Below are 19,618 nucleotides of genomic sequence, written 5' to 3'. Positions count from 1 at the left end.
TCAAGAGGTCAGGGCGCGAGGCGGTAGTGATCAAAAAAACGTCACAGCAACATCAGTTATGCAATGCTTGCATTGCTGCCCTGCGAGCGTCGCGCTTTTCAGTCCGAGAGGACGAGAGTATATATTGATCATCGAAACGACGCACTCCTCCTCCCAGCGTCTTTCGATGTGGATTGGCGATACTCCTCCTCCCAATTGCCAATCAAGTTCAAAGCCTGCCGCACCTCCTCCCGCGGCAGGCTTTTTCTTTTTCAGATACACTTCTGACATTCTTCTCTGCCGACAGCTTAGAGCGCGACCATCTTTTCATGCGTGGTTGCAGCCTTGCCGGTAGTCAGGCTTCGGCTGCCATACTCCATCTCGGCACGCTTGACGCGCTCTTTCTTCAGCCCATAGACGATATAGACGGAGATGCCAGCTTCTACGACAGGCTCGATGGATGCCGTATCCGATCGGTCAACGAACATGGCAATCGACCGGCTGACGGTGCGCGTCAGTTGGAACAGATGCTCCATCATACCGCTGTTGGGATTTTCAAGATCGATGACGATGACGTCCGGCTGTAGCGTCTCGATGGTACGGGCAACGCCGTTGACCTCGTGAATGACGGTGACGCGCATATGGCCTGCTTCGCGCAGTCCCTCCTCGGTAATCGAGGCGCGGATGGCGTTTTCATCGATCACAAGACTGGTCAGGTCTCGAAGTATCATGCGGCATCAATGACGCAGCGAAACAAAATTGGAAATCTTTTTCATCACGACTAAATTTTGGGCAAATGCCGTTGAGCACAGGTTTATTTGGCCTTGGTCATTCCGGCCCAGCCGCGGTTCTTGACAAATATCTGATGTTTGGAAAGGTTACTCTCATGAGTGCAGGGGCTGAATGGATTTACGAGGCGAACCCGGTCAATCGCAAGAATGCGGCTGAATCGGTGTTCGAGGATTTGCGGTCGGCCATCGTGTCGGGCCGGCTGACGGTCGGCACGCGCCTGCCGTCGGAAACGCATCTTGCGGGGCGCTATGGCGTCAGCCGCCCTATCGTGCGCGAAGCGCTTCGTTCGCTGCAGACACTTGGCATGACGCAGACGCGTACCGGAAGCGGAACATTTGTTTTGACCGATTCACCCCGGCACGAGTTGCGTTACGGCGGCTATTCGGCGCGGGATCTGATGGAGGCCCGTCCTTTTATCGAGGTTCCTGCTGCAGGCTGGGCTGCACTTCGTCGAACGGACGATGAGGTCGCGCGAATGATGAAGCTCTGCTCGGAAATGGATCAGCAGGAAGATCTGCCCAAATGGGTGCTTCTTGACTGCGAGTTCCACAGCGCCATTGCAGAGGCATCCGGTAATTCCCTGTTTGCAAAGGTCATTGCGGATGCGCGCGATTCGGTCAGCCAGCAATCGGGACTTCTCAACCTCATGGCACATCGCCGCGTCGCATCGAATATCGAGCATCGCAAGATTGCCGAAGCGATCGAGGCGGGCTCGGAAGACGGCGCGCGTCAGGCGATGGAAACACATCTTAGCAAAGTGAAGCAGGCCGTGACCTCGATCATGGGCGAGGATGGCAGGTAGGACTGGTGTTGGAATCGTGCTGTAGGACTGTCCTCGTCCTCCAGCCTGTTTTGCCTGGCTGATGGAAGGTCGCGATTTTTCAGATTAGCTTTTGCAACTTGGCTCTCCGATTTATCGCGTTTCGCTGTGGCTCGGACATTCGTTAGGCGGCGGGCTGCACGATCGGTGCTGCGATATTGGCAAGTAGCTCAGGTCGCAACGCCTCGATCAACTGCTCGGCGCTCATGTAACCCTTTTCCAGCACCACCTGCGGCACGGTTCGCCCGCTTGCGAGCGCTTCGCGTGCCACCTCGGTTGCGGCGTAATAGCCGATCAACGGGTTCAGCGCCGTGGCAATGCCGATCGATTCCTCCAATCGGCGCGCCATGATCTCGACATTGGCGGTGATGCCGACAACGCAGCGTTCGGCCAGCGTCCGGCAGGCGGCGCCGAGTTGCGCAATGCTTTCGCAAAGTGCTCGCACGATCACCGGTTCGAAGGCGTTCAATTGAAGCTGACCTCCTTCGGCTGCCATTGTGACCGTTATGTCGTTGCCGATCACCACGAAAGCGACCTGGTTGACGACCTCCGGGATGACAGGGTTGACCTTGCCGGGCATGATGCTTGATCCGGCCTGAACCGGGGGTAGGTTGATTTCGCCGATACCCGCACGAGGCCCGGAGGAAAGGAGCCGCAGATCGTTGCAGGTCTTGGAGAGCTTGACGGCCACCCGCTTCAAGACGCCGGATAGATGGACGAAGGCGCCTGGATCTTGCGTGGCTTCGATCAGATCGCTCGCAGTCACAAGCGGCCGTCCAGTCAGACGCACCAGATGTTTGCATGCAATCGTGGCGTAACCTGCCGGTGCGTTGAGGCCAGTGCCGATTGCCGTGGCGCCGAGGTTGATTTCATGAAGCAGTGCCGCGGATTCAATCAAGCGTGCGCGATCCTCGCCGAGCATCACAGCGAAGGTCCGGAACTCCTGGCCGAGCGTCATCGGGACCGCGTCCTGCAACTGTGTTCGCCCGACCTTCAGAACGCCTTCGAACTCGCGGGCCTTCGCATCGAAGGCTTGCTGGAGAACGAGCATGGAGGCTGCCAGCTCGTCGATCGACTCGATCAAGGCAATATTGATGGCCGTCGGATAGGCGTCATTGGTAGACTGGCTGAGATTGACGTGGTCGTTTGGATGGAGACGATTGTAATCGCCTTTTTCCGAGCCCAGAATTTCGAGAGCGCGGTTGGCGATCACTTCGTTAGCGTTCATGTTGGTGGAGGTTCCGGCTCCGCCCTGGATGACATCGACAATGAACTGATCATGAAGTGCGCCGTCGCGGATTTCACGGCATGCTTTCATAATTGCATCCAGCCGCTCGCTATCCAGAAGGCCCAGTTCATGGTTTGCCAGCGCCGCCGCCTCCTTCACGAAAGTCAGGCCGCGAATGAGGTAGGGATACCGGCTGATCGTCGTTCCGCTTATCTGAAAGTTTTCTGCGGCGCGCGATGTATGCACGCCCCAATAGGCGTCGGCTGGAATGTCTTTCGTGCCTAAAAGATCGCGCTCCTGACGCATCGTGATCATATCATCCTCCATGTCGATCCGATAATCTGTAAAGCTGCTAGACAGATTTTACTTGGTTTAACGCTCTCCTTAGGCTAGGTCAATGCAAGGGGAGAGGGTTGACGGCGTTGCAATGGAGAATTATGGGAGGTGAATCTGTCATGCAGCCTTACAGAAAGGCTGTCATTTTCGAGGTTCGATCTCACAGAGGCGTTGGCGCGCAGCGGCAGAACGGGTATTTCATCAAAATCTATGGACGACAGCTCTGAGGGAGGAGCGACACCAGTGGATAAGGTCACTCAAGCAAACCATGAGCGCAAGGTCGAGATCCAGGAGGATTTCGGCTATCACAAAGCACTCAAGCCACGTCAGATTCAGATGATCGCCATTGGTGGCGCAATCGGCACGGGCCTGTTTCTTGGAGCAGGCGGACGTCTTGCAATCGCCGGTCCCGCTCTCATTTTCGTGTATGCGATTTGTGGCTTTTTCGCCTTTCTGGTCCTCAGAGCACTCGGCGAATTGATCATGCACCGCCCCACATCTGGCTCCTTCGTTTCCTATGCGCGGGAGTTCTACGGCGAGAAGATGGCCTTTGCGGTGGGCTGGATGTACTGGATGAACTGGGCGATGACTTCGGTTGCCGATGTGACCGCCGTCGCCCTCTACATGAATTTCTTCAAGCAATATGTGCCTTGGATGCAGGGCATTGACCAATGGGTCTTTGCGCTCGGCGCGCTCATCATCGTGCTCGGCATGAATATGCTATCGGTCAAAGTGTTCGGCGAACTCGAATTCTGGTTCAGCCTCATTAAGGTCCTGGCGCTTTTCACCTTCCTCATCGTCGGCGTGTACTTCGTTATCTTCGGTACGCCGATCGAGGGACATGTCACGGGCTTCAGTCTCATTACCGACAATGGCGGGTTCTTCCCCAATGGTATTCTGCCAGCCTTCGTCATCATCCAGGGCGTGCTTTTCGCCTATGCCTCGATCGAACTCATCGGCACGACGGCTGGTGAGACGGAAGATCCGCGCAAGGTGATGCCAAAGGCAATCCGCACTGTGGTTTTCCGCCTGCTGGTTTTTTATGTTGGTTCCGTTCTGCTCCTCACGCTTCTGTTGCCCTACACGGCCTATAAGGCAGGCGAGAGCCCCTTCGTAACCTTCTTCGGTTCAATCGGAGTAGAAGGTGCGGATATCGTGATGAATCTGGTGGTTCTGACAGCGGTTCTGTCGTCGCTGAATGCCGGCTTGTATTCGACGGGCCGGATCCTGCATTCTATGGCAGTTTCCGGTTCAGCACCGGCAGCACTTGCAAAGATGAACAAAGCAGGCGTGCCCTATGGCGGGATCGCAGTCACAGCGGTCGTCACCGTGCTTGGCGTCATTCTCAACGCCATCGTTCCTTCGGAAGCATTTGAAATCGCGCTCAATCTTGCAGCCCTTGGCATCATTTGCGCCTGGGGTGTCATCGTGTTATGCCAACTCAAGCTGTGGCATCTGTCCCGGCAGGGGAAGATGCAGCGTCCGGATTTCAGCATGTTTGGCGCGCCTTACACGGGCATGTTGACGCTTGTCTTCCTGTTTGGCGTTCTGGTGCTGATGGCATTCGATTACCCCGCGGGCACATATACCGTCGGCTCTCTTATCGTCATCGCACCGACCTTGGTGGGGGGATGGTATTTGATGCGTGGCCGTATTCAGGAATTGTCGAAGGCACAGCAGTTGCGTGATGCTGGCTCACGGAGCCAGCGGTGAGCGTGGGCGTTTCGGCCGATAATAGTAATGGGCTGGTGGCGGTCATTGCCACCGGCGGAACCATCGCAAGCGAGCGTGATGAGACTGGTGCTGCAAAGCCATCGCTCTCGGGTGAAAATCTCCTCTCTGGTCTTGCGGGCCATACGGTCGCTGTAAAACCCGTTGAGTTGATGGCGAAGGATTCGTCCAGCCTTACGATTTCCGATATGCAGGCCATCAGCGATGCTGTGGCAAAAGAGCTTGCCGACCCGTCGGTTAGTGGCGTCGTGGTGCTGCATGGCACGGATGCCATGGAAGAAACCTCTTTGCTGGTGCATCTGCAGCACAGCTTGAGCAAACCGGTTGTTTTCACCGGTGCGCAATTTACCGCCGACCATCCGCAATCCGACGGCCCAGCAAATCTGCGGGCTGCGATTGCTGCTGCTACCGACGCCTCCAATATCGACAAGGGTGTGCTGCTCTCCTTCGGCAAAAAGCTTCTTCCCGTGTGGGGGCTTTACAAGCGCTCGGCAGACGATGCGGATGCTTTCGATCTTGCGGGGCCCGCGATCCATTCTCAAAGTCCCCGTCTCTCGGTGCCCATCAATGCCATCCGCGTCGATATCGTCGCCATCCATCCCGGTTGCGATGCAATCCATATCGAGGCTAGCCTCAATGCAGGCGCGAGAGGCATCGTCCTATCCGCGCTTGGCTCGGGCAACGCTAATCCCCGCATTGTAGAGGCCGTGCGACGCTGTAGCGAAAGAAACGTTCCGGTCGTGGTGTCCAGCCGCGTGCCCGTCGGACAACTTTTGGCAGGTTACGGTGGTGGCGGTGGAGGTCATGACATGGGCAATGTTGGGGCGCTTCATTCGACTACCTTAAGGCCCGGTCAGGCGCGAATTCTGCTCGCCAGCCTGCTTGCATCATCGGCCAGCCGCGAGGAAATGGTGCGTGCTTTCAACGACTTTCGCGGTTGAAAATCACGCCGGGTAACACAGAAGTGGCAAAAATGTGTCCGGCGTGGAACCGAACCTGTCCCACCCTGTTAAGCATGCAGGGAGATTAACAGGGGACTTTTCATGGCGGTTACTGTCACTGCTGTCGCTCTGACTCTTATGGGTCTGGCGCTCTTCGGTTTTGGATCTCAACTCGTGATGCTTGGCGGCAGCGTCTATTACGCGCTCGCCGGACTTTCCTTCGTGATCACGGCGATCCTTCTTTTCAAACGAAACAAGGCGGCGCTCCACTTCTATGCGCTCTTTGTACTTGCGACGCTCGGTTGGGCAGTATGGGAAGTCGGTCTCGACTGGTGGCAGCTTGGCCCGCGCGGCGGTTTGATCATTGTGATCGGCATCTGGTTGCTCATGCCCTGGATCCGCAAGCCGCTCGGCTTTGTAAGCCCGACAGGCATCCGGTATGGCGCCAACGCCGTACCGCTGCTGGCCGCCGTGATCATCTCCATGGGTGTCGCCGCCGTATCGATGACGCAGGATCCCCACGACCAGGAGGGCAACCTGCCGACCGAGGTCGTCAACAGCGCGCCCTCCTATGGGAATACGGTTCCGGACAACGAGTGGCACCAGTATGGCCGCACATCATACGGCCAACGCTATTCGCCGCTGACACAGATCACAACTGCCAATGTTGGCGATCTGAAGGAGGCCTGGCGGTATCAGACGGGTGACGTTAAATTGCCGGACGACGTTGGTGAAACGACCTATCAGGTCACGCCCCTAAAGGTCGGCAAGACCCTTTTCCTTTGCACGCCACACAATTGGGCTATCGCCATCGATGCGGCAACCGGCAAGGAAAAGTGGAAATACGATCCGAACGTGGGCTTGAATCCTGATCGCCAACACCAGACCTGCCGCGGTGTAACCTATTATGCCGATACTGCCGCGCAGGCAGGCGCCGAATGCTCTGCTCGCGTTTATCTGCCGACATCCGATGCGCGTCTGATCGCGCTGGATGCCGAAAGCGGCAAGATCTGCACGTCCTTCGCCGACAATGGTGTTCTACATCTCGAAGCTGGCATGAAGTACGATCCGGCCGGCTACTACTATTCAACTTCGCCGCCGGCTATTGCAGGGAACAAGATCATCATCGGTGGTGCGGTCAACGATAACTATTCGACCAAAGAGCAGTCCGGCGTCATTCGTGCGTTCGACGTCAACAGCGGCGAGTTGCTTTGGAATTGGGACTCCGGAAACCCTACCCAGACCCAACCGCTTCCGCCGGGTCAGACCTATACGACCAACTCTCCCAACAGCTGGTCCGTATTCAGCGTCGATGAAGCGCTTGGGCTCGTCTACATCCCTCTGGGAAATCAGGTTCCTGACCAGCTCGGAATGGGTCGGAGCGAGAGTGTAGAAAAGTACTCGTCCTCTATCGTGGCCCTCGATGTGAACACTGGACAGGACCGCTGGGTCCGTCAGACGGTGCATCATGATCTCTGGGACATGGATGTGCCAGCGCAGCCAGTCCTGCTCGACATCACAAAGCCCGATGGGCAGTCCGTCCCAGCGCTGGTCGGACCGACGAAGCAGGGCGATATCTATGTGTTGGACCGGCGCACCGGCGAGCCGATCTTGCCGGTGACCGAAGAGCCGGCACCTGGCGGTGCGATCCCGGAAGATTTCTCCTCACCGACGCAGCCTACTTCGGCGCTCTCTTTCAAGCCGGAGCCATTACAAGAAAAGAACATGTGGGGTGTATCGCTGTTCGACCAGCTCGCCTGCCGCATCAAGTTCCATGAGCTGAATTATGAAGGTCGCTACACGCCGCCATCGCTGAAGGGCTCGCTGATCTATCCAGGTAATTTTGGTACCTTTAACTGGGGTAGCGTCGCTGTCGATCCCGAGCGACAGATCATGTTCGGAATGCCGACCTATCTAGCCTTCACCTCACAGCTCGTTCCGCGCGATCAAGTCCCGCCCAAGGCTCAGGATGAGAAAGGCAGCGAGCAGGGGCTGAACCGCAATGACGGCGCGCCCTACGCGGTCTTGATGGGTCCATTCCTGAGCCCGATCGGTATACCCTGTCAGGCTCCGCCATGGGGCTACGTCGCCGGAGCGGATCTCAGAACCGGCAAGATCGCCTACAAGCACAAGAACGGCACCGTCTACGACATGACGCCGCTGCCGCTTCCATTCAAGGTCGGCGTGCCGGGTATCGGCGGCCCGATGATCACCAAGGGCGGCGTTGCTTTCCTCGGTGCGGCCGTCGACAATTATCTGCGTGCCTATGATCTAACCAGCGGCAACCAGCTTTGGGAGGCACGGCTGCCGGCAGGTGGGCAAGCGACGCCCATGACCTACGCTCTTGAGGACGGCAAGCAATATGTCGTCATGGTTGCCGGCGGTCATGGGTCGGTTGGTACCAAGCCCGGCGACTATGTCATCGCCTATACGCTGCCATAAACAGCGACAATCACTTGAAGCGCTTCGATGGCCGGAAACCCGTTTCCGGCCATTTTGTATTTCCAGTGGACAAAATCCCATCGCACTAAAACGTAATAATATTACATACATTCGCTTGACGGATATCTGGAAATAGTTCTATCTGCCTGCGACGGTTCCAAGCGAGAGATTGCGAGGAATAATAGGGAACGCGGTGCGGAGATGTCTCCAATGCCGTGGCTGCCCCCGCAACTGTAAGCGGATTGTCGAGCACTCGTGGCGCATTCACCTGCGTCAGGCCACTGCGATCTCATCGTGGGAAGGCAGGCAAGACGATCATCCGTGAGCCAGGAGACCTGCCGTCGTCTGTTCATTCCAAAGTCACGGGCGGGGATGCCCTGGAGAGGAAACGCCATGATTGTTATCTGCGCCAAACAGCGCTTACATCCGTCTGTCTATTTCCCGGTTTCCGATCGTCCCACGGCTGTGGTTGGCGAATGAGTGTTTCACTCAATAACGGCGTTTGCGTGTGGGCAGCGTCAACGATTTCGGGGACCATCGGACCATGACACTTCATTTCACAGGCGCATTTCTTGGCGCAGTTCTTGCCGCTGTATCTCTTTTGCCGAATGCAACGGAGGCTGCGGAAACCAGCTATCCACTGACGTTGAAAAATTGCGGCAGGGACGTCACCTTCACCCATGCTCCCAAGCGCACCGTGTCTTTAGGGCAGAGTTCGACGGAGATACTCTATCGTCTGGGACTGGCAGACAAGGTTGTCGGCACTGCCGTCTGGGTTGGCCCGGTGATCAAGGGCTATGAGGAGGCAAATGACAAGGTGGAGCGTCTGGCCGATAACGATCCGAGTTTCGAAAGCGTTCTTGGCAAGAAGCCCGATCTCGTTACCGCGCAGTTCCAATGGCATGTCGGCCCCGAGGGCGTTGTCGGCAAGCCCGAACAGTTCGAAGAACTGGGCATTCCGGTCTACGTCTCGCCTGCAGATTGCACGGGCAAGGATAATGCTGGCGGCGGAGATGGCGTCAGGCACTCGGTCTTCACCATGGAGCAGATCTACCAGGAAATCGGAGAGCTTTCGCAGATCTTCAACGTTAAGGATCGCGGCGACGCACTGATTGCCGAGCTGAAAAGCCGCGAAGAGACCGCGCGCAAGAAGATCGTTTCCACCAATGGAAATGTATCTGCTGTATTCTGGTTCTCCAGCGCCGAAGGCGATATCGATCCCTACGTCGCGGGCAAGAACGGTGCGCCTGGCTATATCATGTCGGCGCTTGGCATCAGAAATGTCATCGAGAGCCAGGAAGAATGGCCAACTGTTGGCTGGGAGACCATTGCCAAGTCCAATCCGACCATCATCGTTGCCGCGAGCATGGACCGCCGCCGCTACCCGGCAGACGACATTGCCGTAAAAGAGAAGTTCCTGAAGCAAGATCCTGTCACGAGCCTCATGCCGTCCGTGAAGGATAACCGTATCGTCGTCATGGACGCTCAGGCGATGAACCCGACGATCCGCACGATCGAAGGGATTGAGGTGCTGGCTGACCAGATCGGTCAACTCGGCTTGGCGAAGTAAACGGATGCCCGGTCCCTTGCTGTATGTCCGCGCTGCCATCATTGCAGCTGCGTGTCTTCTGGTGGCGCTGTGGCTCGGAGCCTCAATCGGCGAAACCTCCATGCCGATGGAGGTTGTCGCCAAGGCGGTGGCCAATCGTATTTGGCACGCTGGCTATCCATTGGATGCGATCGATGAAGGGATCATCTGGAACTATCGCCTGAGCCGCGCCGTGGTCGCCGCCTGTTGTGGGGCAGCTCTTTCCGTTTCGGGCGTCGTGCTGCAATCGCTCCTGCGCAATCCTCTGGCGGATCCATACATTCTTGGTATCTCCGCCGGGGCATCGACAGGCGCCGTCGGTGTTGCGATACTCGGCTTTGGTGCAGGCTTGCTCACCATGCCGCTCGGTGCCTTTCTCGGAGCGCTCGTCGCATTCGCGCTTGTGAGCCTCCTGGCGCTGAGGGCAGGGCGCGGTAACAGCGCAATCATCCTGGCCGGCGTCGCCGGGTCGCAACTTTTCAACGCGCTGACCTCCTTCATCGTCACCAAGGCCGCGAATGCCGAACAGGCTCGCGGAATCATGTTCTGGCTGCTCGGCAACCTTTCCGGCGTTCGCTGGGCGGATGTCTCGCTTGCTCTTCCCATCGCCATCTTCGGGCTTGTCGTCTGCCTCTGGCATGCGCGGGCATTGGACGCCTTTACCTTTGGAGCGGAATCGGCTGGCTCCCTCGGCATCCCCGTGCGCCGCGTCTATGTCGTCTTAACAGGCACGTCTGCCTTGATGACGGCCGTAATGGTCAGCATCGTCGGCTCGATTGGCTTCATCGGTCTTGTCATACCCCATGCGGCGCGTCTGGTCGTCGGTGTTCGCCACGGTCGTCTGCTTCCGGCTTCCGCGTTGATCGGTGCTATCTTCATGATCGCTGCCGACATTGTCTCGCGCACCATCATTGCAGGACAGGTCCTGCCGATCGGCGTAATCACCGCCCTGTTCGGCGCTCCAGCCTTTGCGCTGATCCTTTCTCAACGCAGGAGGCTCGCATAATGCTTTCGGCGCGTAATTTGAGCTGGTCGATCGGCGGCGTGGAGATCGTCGAGGATATCAGTCTTGATCTTCATGCCGGCGAGTTCCTCGGCATTGTCGGCCCAAACGGTTCGGGCAAGACCAGCCTCATGGCGATGCTCTCTGGCCTGAGAAAACCGCGTTCCGGCGACGTCTTACTGGATGGCATGTCGATGGCCCTCCTCCAGCGTCGAGATGTGGCGCGCCGGATCGCTCTAGTCGAGCAGCAGGCTGAAACACAGGAACGCATCAACGCCCGCCAGGCCGTGGAGCTTGGTCGCATTCCGCACAAGGGTGCTTTGTCTCCATGGTCTCGTCACGATGATGAGATCGTCGATAGGGCGCTCCGCGACGTGGATATGGAGGGCTTTGGCAAGCGCATGTGGCACACGCTTTCCGGGGGAGAGCGGCAACGCCTGCATATCGCCCGAGCCTTGGCCCAGGAGCCGAAGATCCTGCTTTTGGACGAGCCGACAAACCACCTCGACATCGGCCATCAGATCGCGCTCCTACATCTCGTTCGCAAACAGAAGCTGACGGTTGCAGCCGCTTTGCATGATCTTAATCACGCGGCGATGTTCTGCGACAGGGTAGCAGTGCTGAAGGCGGGGACGCTTGTCGCGATGGGAAAACCCTGCCATGTGCTGACGCCGGCTCTCATCCTCGATGTCTTCGGAGTTCAGGTCGATGTCGAGCTTAATTCTGCGGATGGATGTCACATCCGGTATCGTGCGCCATCGCTTCTAGCGACGTAAACCTACGCTTTTTTGATCTGCTATTCTTGAAGGAGGATGGCGTCATCCTACATGTTGGGTAACCCGCTGGTCCGGGCCCCTCTGGTGAAAGTCTCGGCGCTTTCACGATGTCGGACCGTTTCCGACACGATGCCGAGGCTTCAGAGGCTTGCTTATGCTTTCCGATATCGCCGCATGGTTCATTACGCTTTTCGTCGTAGATCCGCTTCAAGCGGAGATGCGCGAACAACTCGAACGCGCAAATGCCTCGACCGAGATCATCCAGCAATCGCAGCAATGTGTTGCAAGCCAGGGCCCGAAACTGCTGAACCGGGCCGGTGAAGACCCGGCCTGGGCGGTTGCCACCGTGGTCGGCTTTACCTTTGGCTGGACATCACCGGTGCAGTTGCTGGACACAAGCGACACGAACTGCGCCGCTGTCGTCGGTCTTTTGCAGGATCGCGATGGTGAGGAGACGGAGGCTTAAGCCGCTCCAACGCGGAAACCGCGATACCAATCGACAAAATGCTTGACGCCCGTTTCGACGGGCGTTTCCGGAGCATAGCCCGTCAGCGCGCGCAGGAGGTCGGGCGACGCATAGGTGCGCGGCACATCACCCTGCTGCATCGGCAGCATGTTGCGGATGGCCTTTTGGCCAAGAACCGTCTCGACAGTTTCGACGAAACGCATCAGTTCCACAGGTTGCCCACCGCCGATGTTGACGACACGAAAGGGTGCGTGTTTCGACAAGGTATCGGTCACGCCGTCGTCGGAAACGCGGTTATCTTCCGCAGGCGCAATGTGGCTGAGGCGGATGATCCCTTCGACCAGATCGTCGATAAAGGTGAAGTCGCGGCTCATCTTGCCTTCGCCGTAAATATCGATCGGCTGGCCTTTCAGGATCGCATCGACGAACTTGAAGAGTGCCATGTCCGGACGACCGAAGGGGCCGTAGACGGTGAAAAAGCGGAAGGCCGTTGTCGGCACCTTGTGTAGATGCGCGTAGCTATGCGCCATCAACTCCATGGACTTTTTGGTCGCAGCATAGATCGTCATCGGCTCGTCGGCTTTGTCGCTCTCGGCAAAGGGCACCTTCTCGTTCGATCCGTAGATGGAGGAGGTGGAGGCGAGCATCAGATGCTTCGGCTGGAGATTTTTTGCCAGCTCCAGAATATTCCAGGAGCCGATAAGGTTCGAGTTTACATAATCCTTGGGGCAGTCGATGCTGTAACGCACACCTGCCTGCGCGGCGAGGTGGATGATCACTTCCGGTTCGGCAAGATCGGCTGCACGGTTCAACGCGTCGGTATCTTCCAACATGCCGATGGAAGCCTTGAAGCCGTTCGAGCGCGCGAGGATCGCGTGCCTTTTTTCCTTGAGCGCCACGTCGTAATACTTCGTCATGCCATCGAAGCCGACGACGAAATGCCCATCATCCAGCAATCTCTTTGCAAGATGAAAGCCGATGAAACCGGCCGTGCCGGTGATCAGATAACGCATGCTGACGTAGGACCTTCCATTATGCTTGCGAGCGTCCAATGCTCGAATAGGAAAAGCCGTGCGCCATCACTTCGTCGGCGCGGTAGATGTTGCGCAGGTCTATAAGGATCGGGCTTTTCATGATGTTCTTTAACCGCGCCATGTCGAGTGCGCGAAACTGGTTCCATTCGGTGACGATCACCAATGCCTCGGCATCCTGTGCCGCTTCGTATGGGCCTTGCGCATAATCGATGCCGTCGATCAGAGGCTTGGCGTTCGCCATACCTTCCGGGTCGTAGGCCGTCACTTTCGCGCCTGCATCCTGCAGCGTCTGGATGACGGCAATCGCGGGACTGTCGCGCATGTCGTCAGTGTTGGGCTTGAAAGTCAAACCGAGCACGCCGACCTTCTTGCCGCGGATATCGCCGCCAACGGCTGCGATCACCTTGCGGCCCATGGCGCGCTTGCGATTGTCGTTGATGGCGATCGTCGTCTCAATCAGACGGACAGGGCTATCGTAATCCTGCGCGGTCTTGGCCAGCGCCAACGTATCTTTTGGAAAGCAAGAGCCGCCATAGCCGGGTCCCGCATGAAGGAACTTGGAGCCGATCCGGCCATCGAGGCCGATGCCGCGAGACACGTCCTGAACATCCGCCCCGACCTTTTCGCACAGATCGGCCATCTCGTTGATGAAGGTAATCTTCATCGCAAGAAACGCGTTGGCAGCATATTTGATCAGTTCGGAGGTGCGTCGCGTGGTAAAAAGAAGCGGCGACTGGTTGAGGTAGAGCGGACGGTAGACCTCCGTCATGACCGGACGCGCGCGCTCATCGGAAAGACCGACGACGATGCGATCGGGACGCTTGAAGTCGTCGATTGCGGCACCTTCGCGCAGGAATTCCGGATTGGAAACCACCGCGAAATCCGCAGACGGGTTTTCCTCGCGGATGATCCGCTCCACTTCGTCGCCGGTGCCGACCGGCACGGTGGACTTGGTAACGATGACGGTAAAGCCGCTCAGGGCAGCGGCGATTTCACGGGCTGCGGCATAGACATAACCGAGATCGGCATGGCCATCGCCACGACGTGACGGGGTGCCGACGGCGATGAAGACCACGTCCGCATCGGCAACGGCGCTTTTCAGTTCGGTGGTGAAACTCAGGCGACCGGCCTTGGCATTGTTGGCAACGATCACATCCAGACCGGGCTCGAAAATCGGGATATGGCCGTTCTTCAGCGCCTCGATTTTTTCCGGCATCTTGTCGACGCAGATCACGTCATGGCCGAAATCCGCAAAGCAGGCGCCGGAAACCAAGCCGACGTAGCCAGAGCCGATCATCACAATACGCATTGAAAAACCTTTCGGGGCGCAGACGCGAGGCGATCGACCCTTGTGCAATTTCGATATCGTTTCTGAAGATGCTATCTATCCGCCTTCGACCGCATCTCCAAGCGCGCACAGAGTTTTCGACGATAATTTCAAAAAAATTCTGTCAATCAACGAGATCGAACGACCCTTGAAGACATTCAAGCGTTGATGCTTCAATCACACTTTGTCCGCGGGGCCGCCATGACCGAACACCACATTCTCCAGGAAATCGCGTTTTGGCTGTCTCGACAGGGATATGAGGGAACGCCGGAAGAAGAATTACTGGCGGGCTTTTGCGAACGCTGCAATGCCGCAGGCATCCCCATATCCTCGGCGCTGATCCTGATGGACACTTTGCACCCGGATTTCGAAGGGCACGCTTTCCAATGGGACAGCCGCGATAATGTCGACTCCGCCAGCGTGTACGATTTTACCGACGAGGGTACGGCCCGGGAGGACTGGGAAAGTTCCGTCTTCTTTCATCTGCTGAAAGAGAATGCCGAGGAAGTCAGGCGCCGGCTGTTCCTCAATGAGGAAGCGAATTTCTACAAGCTCGACGAACTGCGCAACGCGGGTCACACCGATTATATAGCCTCCATTCACCGGTTTACCGAGCGTGGCAGTATCGGAGAAATGAGTGCATTCTATTCTCGCTGGCTGACCCGTCAGCCTGAAGGCTTTCATGATGACGAACTGTCGGCGCTTCGCATGCTGCTGCCGACCTTGGCGCTGGCTGTCAAGACGGTATGCTGTATGCGTATCATAGGCACGATCACAGATGTTTATCTCGGCCACGATGCAGGCCGCAAAGTCATGAGTGGAACAATAGCCAGAGGGGAGGTGGAGAGGATAGAAGCCGTGCTGTGGTTTTCCGACTTGCGAGATTTCACCGGCATCTCAGACCGTGCAAAGCCCGATCAGATCATTCCCTTTCTCAACGACTACGCTGGCCTCGTCATCGATGCGATCCATGCCCATGGCGGCAGTGTGCTCAAACTGATCGGAGACGGGGTTCTGGCAATCTTTCAGACCGGCCATCGCCAGGATGATTGCGCGGCGGCACTGGCCGCCGAAATGACGATGAGAACACGTCTCTCAGTCCTCAACCATCAGCGTCAGTCGAGCGATCTTCCGACGACGGATGTCTATCTCGGGCTGCATGTCGGCGAAGTATTTTACGGCAATATCGGCAGCCGCAGCAGGCTGGATTTCACCGTTGTCGGCCCGGCGGTCAATATGGTCAGCCGCATTGGGGGCCTCTGTGCTTCGGTGGATCGCGACACTGTCATGTCGAGAGACTTCGTCTCGACCTCTCCGGTTGAGATGCAGGCGCTCATGGTGTCGCTCGGGCGCTATGCATTGCGCGGATTTGCGCGCGCACATGAGCTGTTCACCATCGATCCCGAGTTGGCGTGACGAACAGCAACCAACCGTTGCTGAAATGCAAAGGGTACCGTTTTTATGTGTTTCTGCCTTGTGAGCGGGGAGCACGAGGCGTAGCTCTTGTTACCGGGAGCGATCCGCATTCGTGATTTGAGGCGCATTCCGTCGCTTGCGCAAAACGGCTCGGCCGTTCCTGCACCGCTCGAATTTGGATTTGATCGTCATGCAAAAAGGTTTTCTTCTCGGCCTGCTCGCCTATGCCAGCTTTTCCTGGGGAGACGCAACGATCAAGTCGCTCGGCGCGCAAGTCACGGTTTTCGAGATCGGGTTCTTCAGCATACTATCGTCTGCCGCGATCATTTTCTTTACCAAGCCAAGGGAAGAGCGCTGGCGGGAGTTCTGGCGCATGAGCAGACCCTTTGCTGTCCATGGGCGTGCATTATCCGGTCTGCTTGCAGGTATTCTCGGCATCTATGCCTTCACGACGCTACCTCTCGCGGAAGCCTATGCACTGATCTTTCTGTCACCCTTGTTCGTGACGATCCTGTCGGCGGTGGTGCTGAAGGAGGATATTGGCTTGTGGCGCTGGTCTGCGGTGTTCGCTGGCATCATCGGCGTTTTTCTCGTTGTGCGTCCGGGCTTCAAGGCGCTTGAGTTGGGACATCTGGCGGCAGTCGGTGTCGCTTTTCTCGCAGCGATGACCATTGTCATCCTGCGTTCGCTTGCCGGACGGGAGAAACGCACCTCGATCATGGGGGTGTTGCTTGTCTACGGCCTGACTTTCAACGGTCTTCTGGCCATTCCGCACTTCCACGTGCCGACCCTTCATCAGGTCGGCGCCTTCATCGTCATTGGCATCTGCACCGCTGTCGGCCAGATCACGCTTCTCACGGCGACGAAGATCGCGCCCGCCAGCCAGATTGCGCCGTCGCATTATTCCCAGATACTCTGGGCAGTCGGCATCGGCGCATTCTTTTTTGCAGAGTATCCGGATACCCTCGCGGTCTTTGGTCTCATCGTCATTGCCAGTGCTGGGCTTCTGACAATGATGCGCGAAAAGATCAGACTTGGGGCGGTGCGTTGGAACCCATTTTTTCGCAACCGTCTGTAACGATGCCGGTGTGAACCCTGTTCGAACTTAGAGCGGTTTGCCAACCTGTTCGAGAAGCCAGGCCTGAAAGGCTGCCGCCAGCACATTGTCCTGCCGTCCCTCCGGGAGCGCTATATGATAGCTCTTGTCGGTCTTGAGCGGCACATCGAAAACGACGCAGAGTTGACCTGACGCCAGTTCCGGCTCGATCAGATATTTCGGCAGGAGCGCGAAGCCGAGGCCGCTAACTGCCGCTTCGATCAACATCGAAAACTGATCGAACCGGCCGCCTCTATAGGCGTCATCGGATGAAATGCCGTTCATCTCGAACCAATCCGTCCATAGCTTGGGTCGCGTTGTCACGTGAAGCAGAGGGCTTGAAATAAGATCCGCAAAAGTCTTCGGCGCGTATTTGGTGAGCATAGATCGGCTCGCGACCGGAACGATGACCTCGTTGCAGAGAAAGGTACAGGTGCCACGGGCCCAAACGGCTTGCCCGTAATGGATGGCGATATCGAAGCTCTCTTCATCGAAGTCGAATGGTTGTGATCGCGACCCCACCGTTAGAACCGTATCCGGATAGAGTGCCATAAATTTATGGAGCCGCGGCGTCAGCCAGCGGCTGCCAAAGGTGGGCAGGGTGGCGATGGAAAGCGAGGTGCTGGAGGTGCCAGCAGTGACCGCACGCACCATCAACTGTTCGGATTGATGCAAGAGCTTCTGGACGTCCGGCAGAAACTTGCGCCCGGCATCCGAGAGTACGACCCGGCGCCGGATACGCTCGAAGAGCAGCATGCCCGTCTGGGCTTCGAGATCGCTGATCTGACGGCTGACCGCACTTTGCGTCAGGTTCAGTTCTTCTGCCGCGCGCGTGAAATTACCGTGCCTGGCTGCACATTCAAAAGCCTGCAACGTAACGATGTCCGGCACCAGCCGTCTGCGCGTATCCATTCCTGCCTCGCATCAACACACCCGCTTTCCTCATTTGAAATGGGCGCTTCCAGACGTATATGATCTGGAAAGAGAATGAAATGGGTGGTCTGCCATCCGCGCCAATTGCCGTGAGCCACCGCTTGCATGCTGCGAGACGAAGTGGCGAAGTCCTCAAGGGAGCCAGAATATGACCGCAGCCAAAGTCGATGTCGTCAAGGAAGCCGCCGCGCTTCTTTCGAAGATGGGCGTTTCGTCCGAACTTTATCAGGGTGGCGATATGGCCTCCTTCAGCCCGGTGACCGGCGAGCAAGTGGCAAGCCTCAAGACCGTTTCCCCCTCCGACGTGGCGGGGATCGTCGAAAAGGCAGACGCTGCGTTCCGCGCCTGGCGTCTGGTGCCGGCGCCCCGGCGCGGTGAACTGATCCGGCTGCTGGGCGAAGAACTGCGCGCCTTCAAGACCGATCTCGGTCGCCTGGTTTCGCTCGAAGCCGGCAAGATCCCGTCAGAAGGTCTGGGCGAAGTGCAGGAAATGATCGACATCTGCGATTTCGCCGTCGGCCTGTCGCGCCAGCTCTACGGCCTGACGATTGCGACTGAACGCCCCGGCCACCGCATGATGGAAACCTGGCATCCGCTCGGTGTGGTCGGCGTTATCTCGGCCTTCAACTTCCCAGTTGCTGTTTGGTCCTGGAATGCAGCGCTTGCCATCGTCTGCGGCAACTCGGTCGTTTGGAAGCCTTCGGAGAAGACGCCGCTGACAGCGCTGGCCGTGCAGGGCATCTTCGAGCGTGCCGTGGCCCGCTTCGGCGATGCGCCAGAGGGGCTGAGCCAGATCATCATCGGCGACCGTGCCGTGGGCGAAGCGCTGGTCGATCACCCGAAGGTGCCGCTGGTCTCTGCCACCGGTTCGACCCGCATGGGCCGCGATGTTGGTCCGCGCCTGGCCAAGCGCTTTGCTCGCGCCATCCTCGAGCTTGGCGGCAACAATGCCGGCATCGTCTGCCCCTCGGCTGATCTCGACATGGCGTTGCGCGCTATTGCCTTCGGCGCCATGGGAACGGCAGGGCAGCGTTGCACGACGCTGCGCCGCCTTTTCGTTCATGAGAGCGTCTACGACCAACTGGTGCCACGTTTGAAGAAAGCGTACGCTTCCGTATCCGTCGGCAATCCGCTCGAAACCTCCGCACTCGTCGGCCCGTTGGTCGATAAGGCTGCGTTTGATGGAATGCAGAAGGCCCTTGCAGAGGCTAAGGCACATGATGGTGTGGTCGCCGGTGGCGAGCGCGTCGATACCGGTGCTGCAAACGGGTATTACGTCAAGCCCGCGCTTGTTGAGATGCCGAAGCAGGTTGGTCCGGTTCTTGAAGAAACCTTCGCGCCTATCCTCTATGTGATGAAGTATTCCGATCTGGATTCTGCGATCGAAGAACACAACGCCGTTGCGGCAGGTCTATCCTCCTCCATCTTCACCAAGGACCTTCAGGAGGCGGAACGCTTTTTGGCTGCCGATGGCTCCGATTGCGGTATTGCCAATGTCAACATCGGAACGTCCGGTGCGGAAATTGGCGGTGCATTCGGCGGTGAGAAAGAAACGGGTGGTGGCCGTGAGTCCGGTTCCGACTCGTGGAAGGCGTATATGCGCCGTGCGACCAATACGGTGAACTACTCCAAAGCGCTTCCCTTGGCCCAAGGCGTATCGTTCGATATCGAGTAAGGCCACTCGATCAATTCGAAAAGTAGAAAGGCTGG

The 19,618-nt window shown here is 57.6% G+C and carries 15 protein-coding genes, 1 pseudogene and 1 riboswitch; of the genes and pseudogenes, 11 read left to right on the top strand and 5 right to left on the bottom strand.

All coding sequences use genetic code 11. The annotated features are described in order from the left end of the window. Positions 1-368: 368 nt before the first annotated feature. Positions 369-710, bottom strand: a pseudogene (locus QZ862_RS01280) (two-component system response regulator); the annotation flags it as partial. A 155-nt stretch (positions 711-865) separates the two neighbouring features. Here QZ862_RS01280 and QZ862_RS01275 point away from each other — a divergent pair. Continuing rightward, a complete protein-coding gene (locus QZ862_RS01275; RefSeq protein ID WP_296096969.1) occupies positions 866-1,573 on the top strand; it encodes a FadR/GntR family transcriptional regulator in 708 nt (235 codons plus the stop codon). A gap of 142 nt (positions 1,574-1,715) precedes the next feature. Here QZ862_RS01275 and QZ862_RS01270 read toward each other — a convergent pair whose 3' ends face one another. Continuing rightward, the gene (locus QZ862_RS01270) at positions 1,716-3,134 is read right to left on the bottom strand and encodes an aspartate ammonia-lyase (RefSeq protein WP_296096968.1); all 1,419 of its coding nucleotides are present in this window, start codon (positions 3,132-3,134) and stop codon (positions 1,716-1,718) included. A gap of 231 nt (positions 3,135-3,365) precedes the next feature. Here QZ862_RS01270 and QZ862_RS01265 point away from each other — a divergent pair, with 231 nt between their 5' ends. From QZ862_RS01265 to QZ862_RS01235, 7 genes are all read left to right on the top strand, one after another. Further along, positions 3,366-4,868: an amino acid permease gene (locus tag QZ862_RS01265; protein WP_296096966.1), complete on the top strand. Its 1,503-nt coding sequence runs from the start codon at positions 3,366-3,368 to the stop codon at positions 4,866-4,868. Then, positions 4,865-5,827 (top strand): asparaginase domain-containing protein, encoded by a 963-nt coding sequence (locus QZ862_RS01260; protein WP_296096963.1) that lies wholly within the window; start codon positions 4,865-4,867, stop codon positions 5,825-5,827. The genes QZ862_RS01265 and QZ862_RS01260 overlap by 4 nt, the downstream gene beginning before the upstream one ends. A gap of 102 nt (positions 5,828-5,929) precedes the next feature. Beyond that, positions 5,930-8,269, top strand: a complete 2,340-nt coding sequence (locus QZ862_RS01255; protein WP_296096960.1) for a glucose/quinate/shikimate family membrane-bound PQQ-dependent dehydrogenase — start codon at positions 5,930-5,932, stop codon at positions 8,267-8,269. 135 nt (positions 8,270-8,404) lie between these two features. Next, a riboswitch (cobalamin riboswitch) is annotated at positions 8,405-8,627 on the top strand. A 243-nt stretch (positions 8,628-8,870) separates the two neighbouring features. Next, complete coding sequence (locus QZ862_RS01250; RefSeq protein WP_363315098.1) at positions 8,871-9,839, top strand: ABC transporter substrate-binding protein; 969 nt, start codon at positions 8,871-8,873, stop codon at positions 9,837-9,839. A 4-nt stretch (positions 9,840-9,843) separates the two neighbouring features. Beyond that, positions 9,844-10,863 (top strand): iron ABC transporter permease, encoded by a 1,020-nt coding sequence (locus tag QZ862_RS01245; RefSeq protein ID WP_296017829.1) that lies wholly within the window; start codon positions 9,844-9,846, stop codon positions 10,861-10,863. Continuing rightward, positions 10,860-11,636 carry an ABC transporter ATP-binding protein gene (locus tag QZ862_RS01240; protein WP_296097113.1) on the top strand — a complete coding sequence of 259 codons (777 nt, stop codon included), beginning with the start codon at positions 10,860-10,862 and terminating at the stop codon, positions 11,634-11,636. The genes QZ862_RS01245 and QZ862_RS01240 overlap by 4 nt, the downstream gene beginning before the upstream one ends. 154 nt (positions 11,637-11,790) lie before the next feature. Next, positions 11,791-12,102, top strand: coding sequence for a hypothetical protein (locus QZ862_RS01235; protein ID WP_296096958.1), 312 nt, complete (start codon positions 11,791-11,793; stop codon positions 12,100-12,102). Here QZ862_RS01235 and QZ862_RS01230 read toward each other — a convergent pair. Both QZ862_RS01230 and QZ862_RS01225 read right to left on the bottom strand, forming a co-directional pair. Further along, entirely contained in the window at positions 12,099-13,115 is a 1,017-nt protein-coding gene (locus QZ862_RS01230) for an NAD-dependent epimerase (protein WP_296096956.1), read from the bottom strand. The genes QZ862_RS01235 and QZ862_RS01230 overlap by 4 nt on opposite strands. Positions 13,116-13,134: 19 nt before the next feature. Continuing rightward, positions 13,135-14,445, bottom strand: coding sequence for a UDP-glucose/GDP-mannose dehydrogenase family protein (locus tag QZ862_RS01225; protein WP_296096954.1), 1,311 nt, complete (start codon positions 14,443-14,445; stop codon positions 13,135-13,137). 219 nt (positions 14,446-14,664) lie between these two features. On the opposite strand from QZ862_RS01225, the gene QZ862_RS01220 reads away from it, so the two are divergent. Continuing rightward, positions 14,665-15,879, top strand: a complete 1,215-nt coding sequence (locus tag QZ862_RS01220) for an adenylate/guanylate cyclase domain-containing protein (RefSeq protein ID WP_296096953.1) — start codon at positions 14,665-14,667, stop codon at positions 15,877-15,879. Positions 15,880-16,069: 190 nt separating this feature from the next. Further along, positions 16,070-16,957, top strand: a complete 888-nt coding sequence (locus QZ862_RS01215) for a DMT family transporter (protein WP_296096951.1) — start codon at positions 16,070-16,072, stop codon at positions 16,955-16,957. A 27-nt stretch (positions 16,958-16,984) separates the two neighbouring features. On the opposite strand, the gene QZ862_RS01210 is transcribed toward QZ862_RS01215, so the two are convergent. Beyond that, complete coding sequence (locus tag QZ862_RS01210) at positions 16,985-17,887, bottom strand: LysR family transcriptional regulator (protein ID WP_296017816.1); 903 nt, start codon at positions 17,885-17,887, stop codon at positions 16,985-16,987. 169 nt (positions 17,888-18,056) lie between these two features. Here QZ862_RS01210 and QZ862_RS01205 point away from each other — a divergent pair, with 169 nt between their 5' ends. Next, positions 18,057-19,583: an aldehyde dehydrogenase family protein gene (locus tag QZ862_RS01205; protein ID WP_296084601.1), complete on the top strand. Its 1,527-nt coding sequence runs from the start codon at positions 18,057-18,059 to the stop codon at positions 19,581-19,583. Positions 19,584-19,618: the final 35 nt, after the last annotated feature.

The sequence above is a fragment of the uncultured Agrobacterium sp. genome (genome assembly GCA_913777615.1).
Taxonomy (GTDB): Bacteria; Pseudomonadota; Alphaproteobacteria; order Rhizobiales; family Rhizobiaceae; genus Agrobacterium.
The sequence above is the reverse complement of the archived record's forward strand: the minus strand, read 5'-3'. Positions and strand labels throughout refer to the sequence as shown.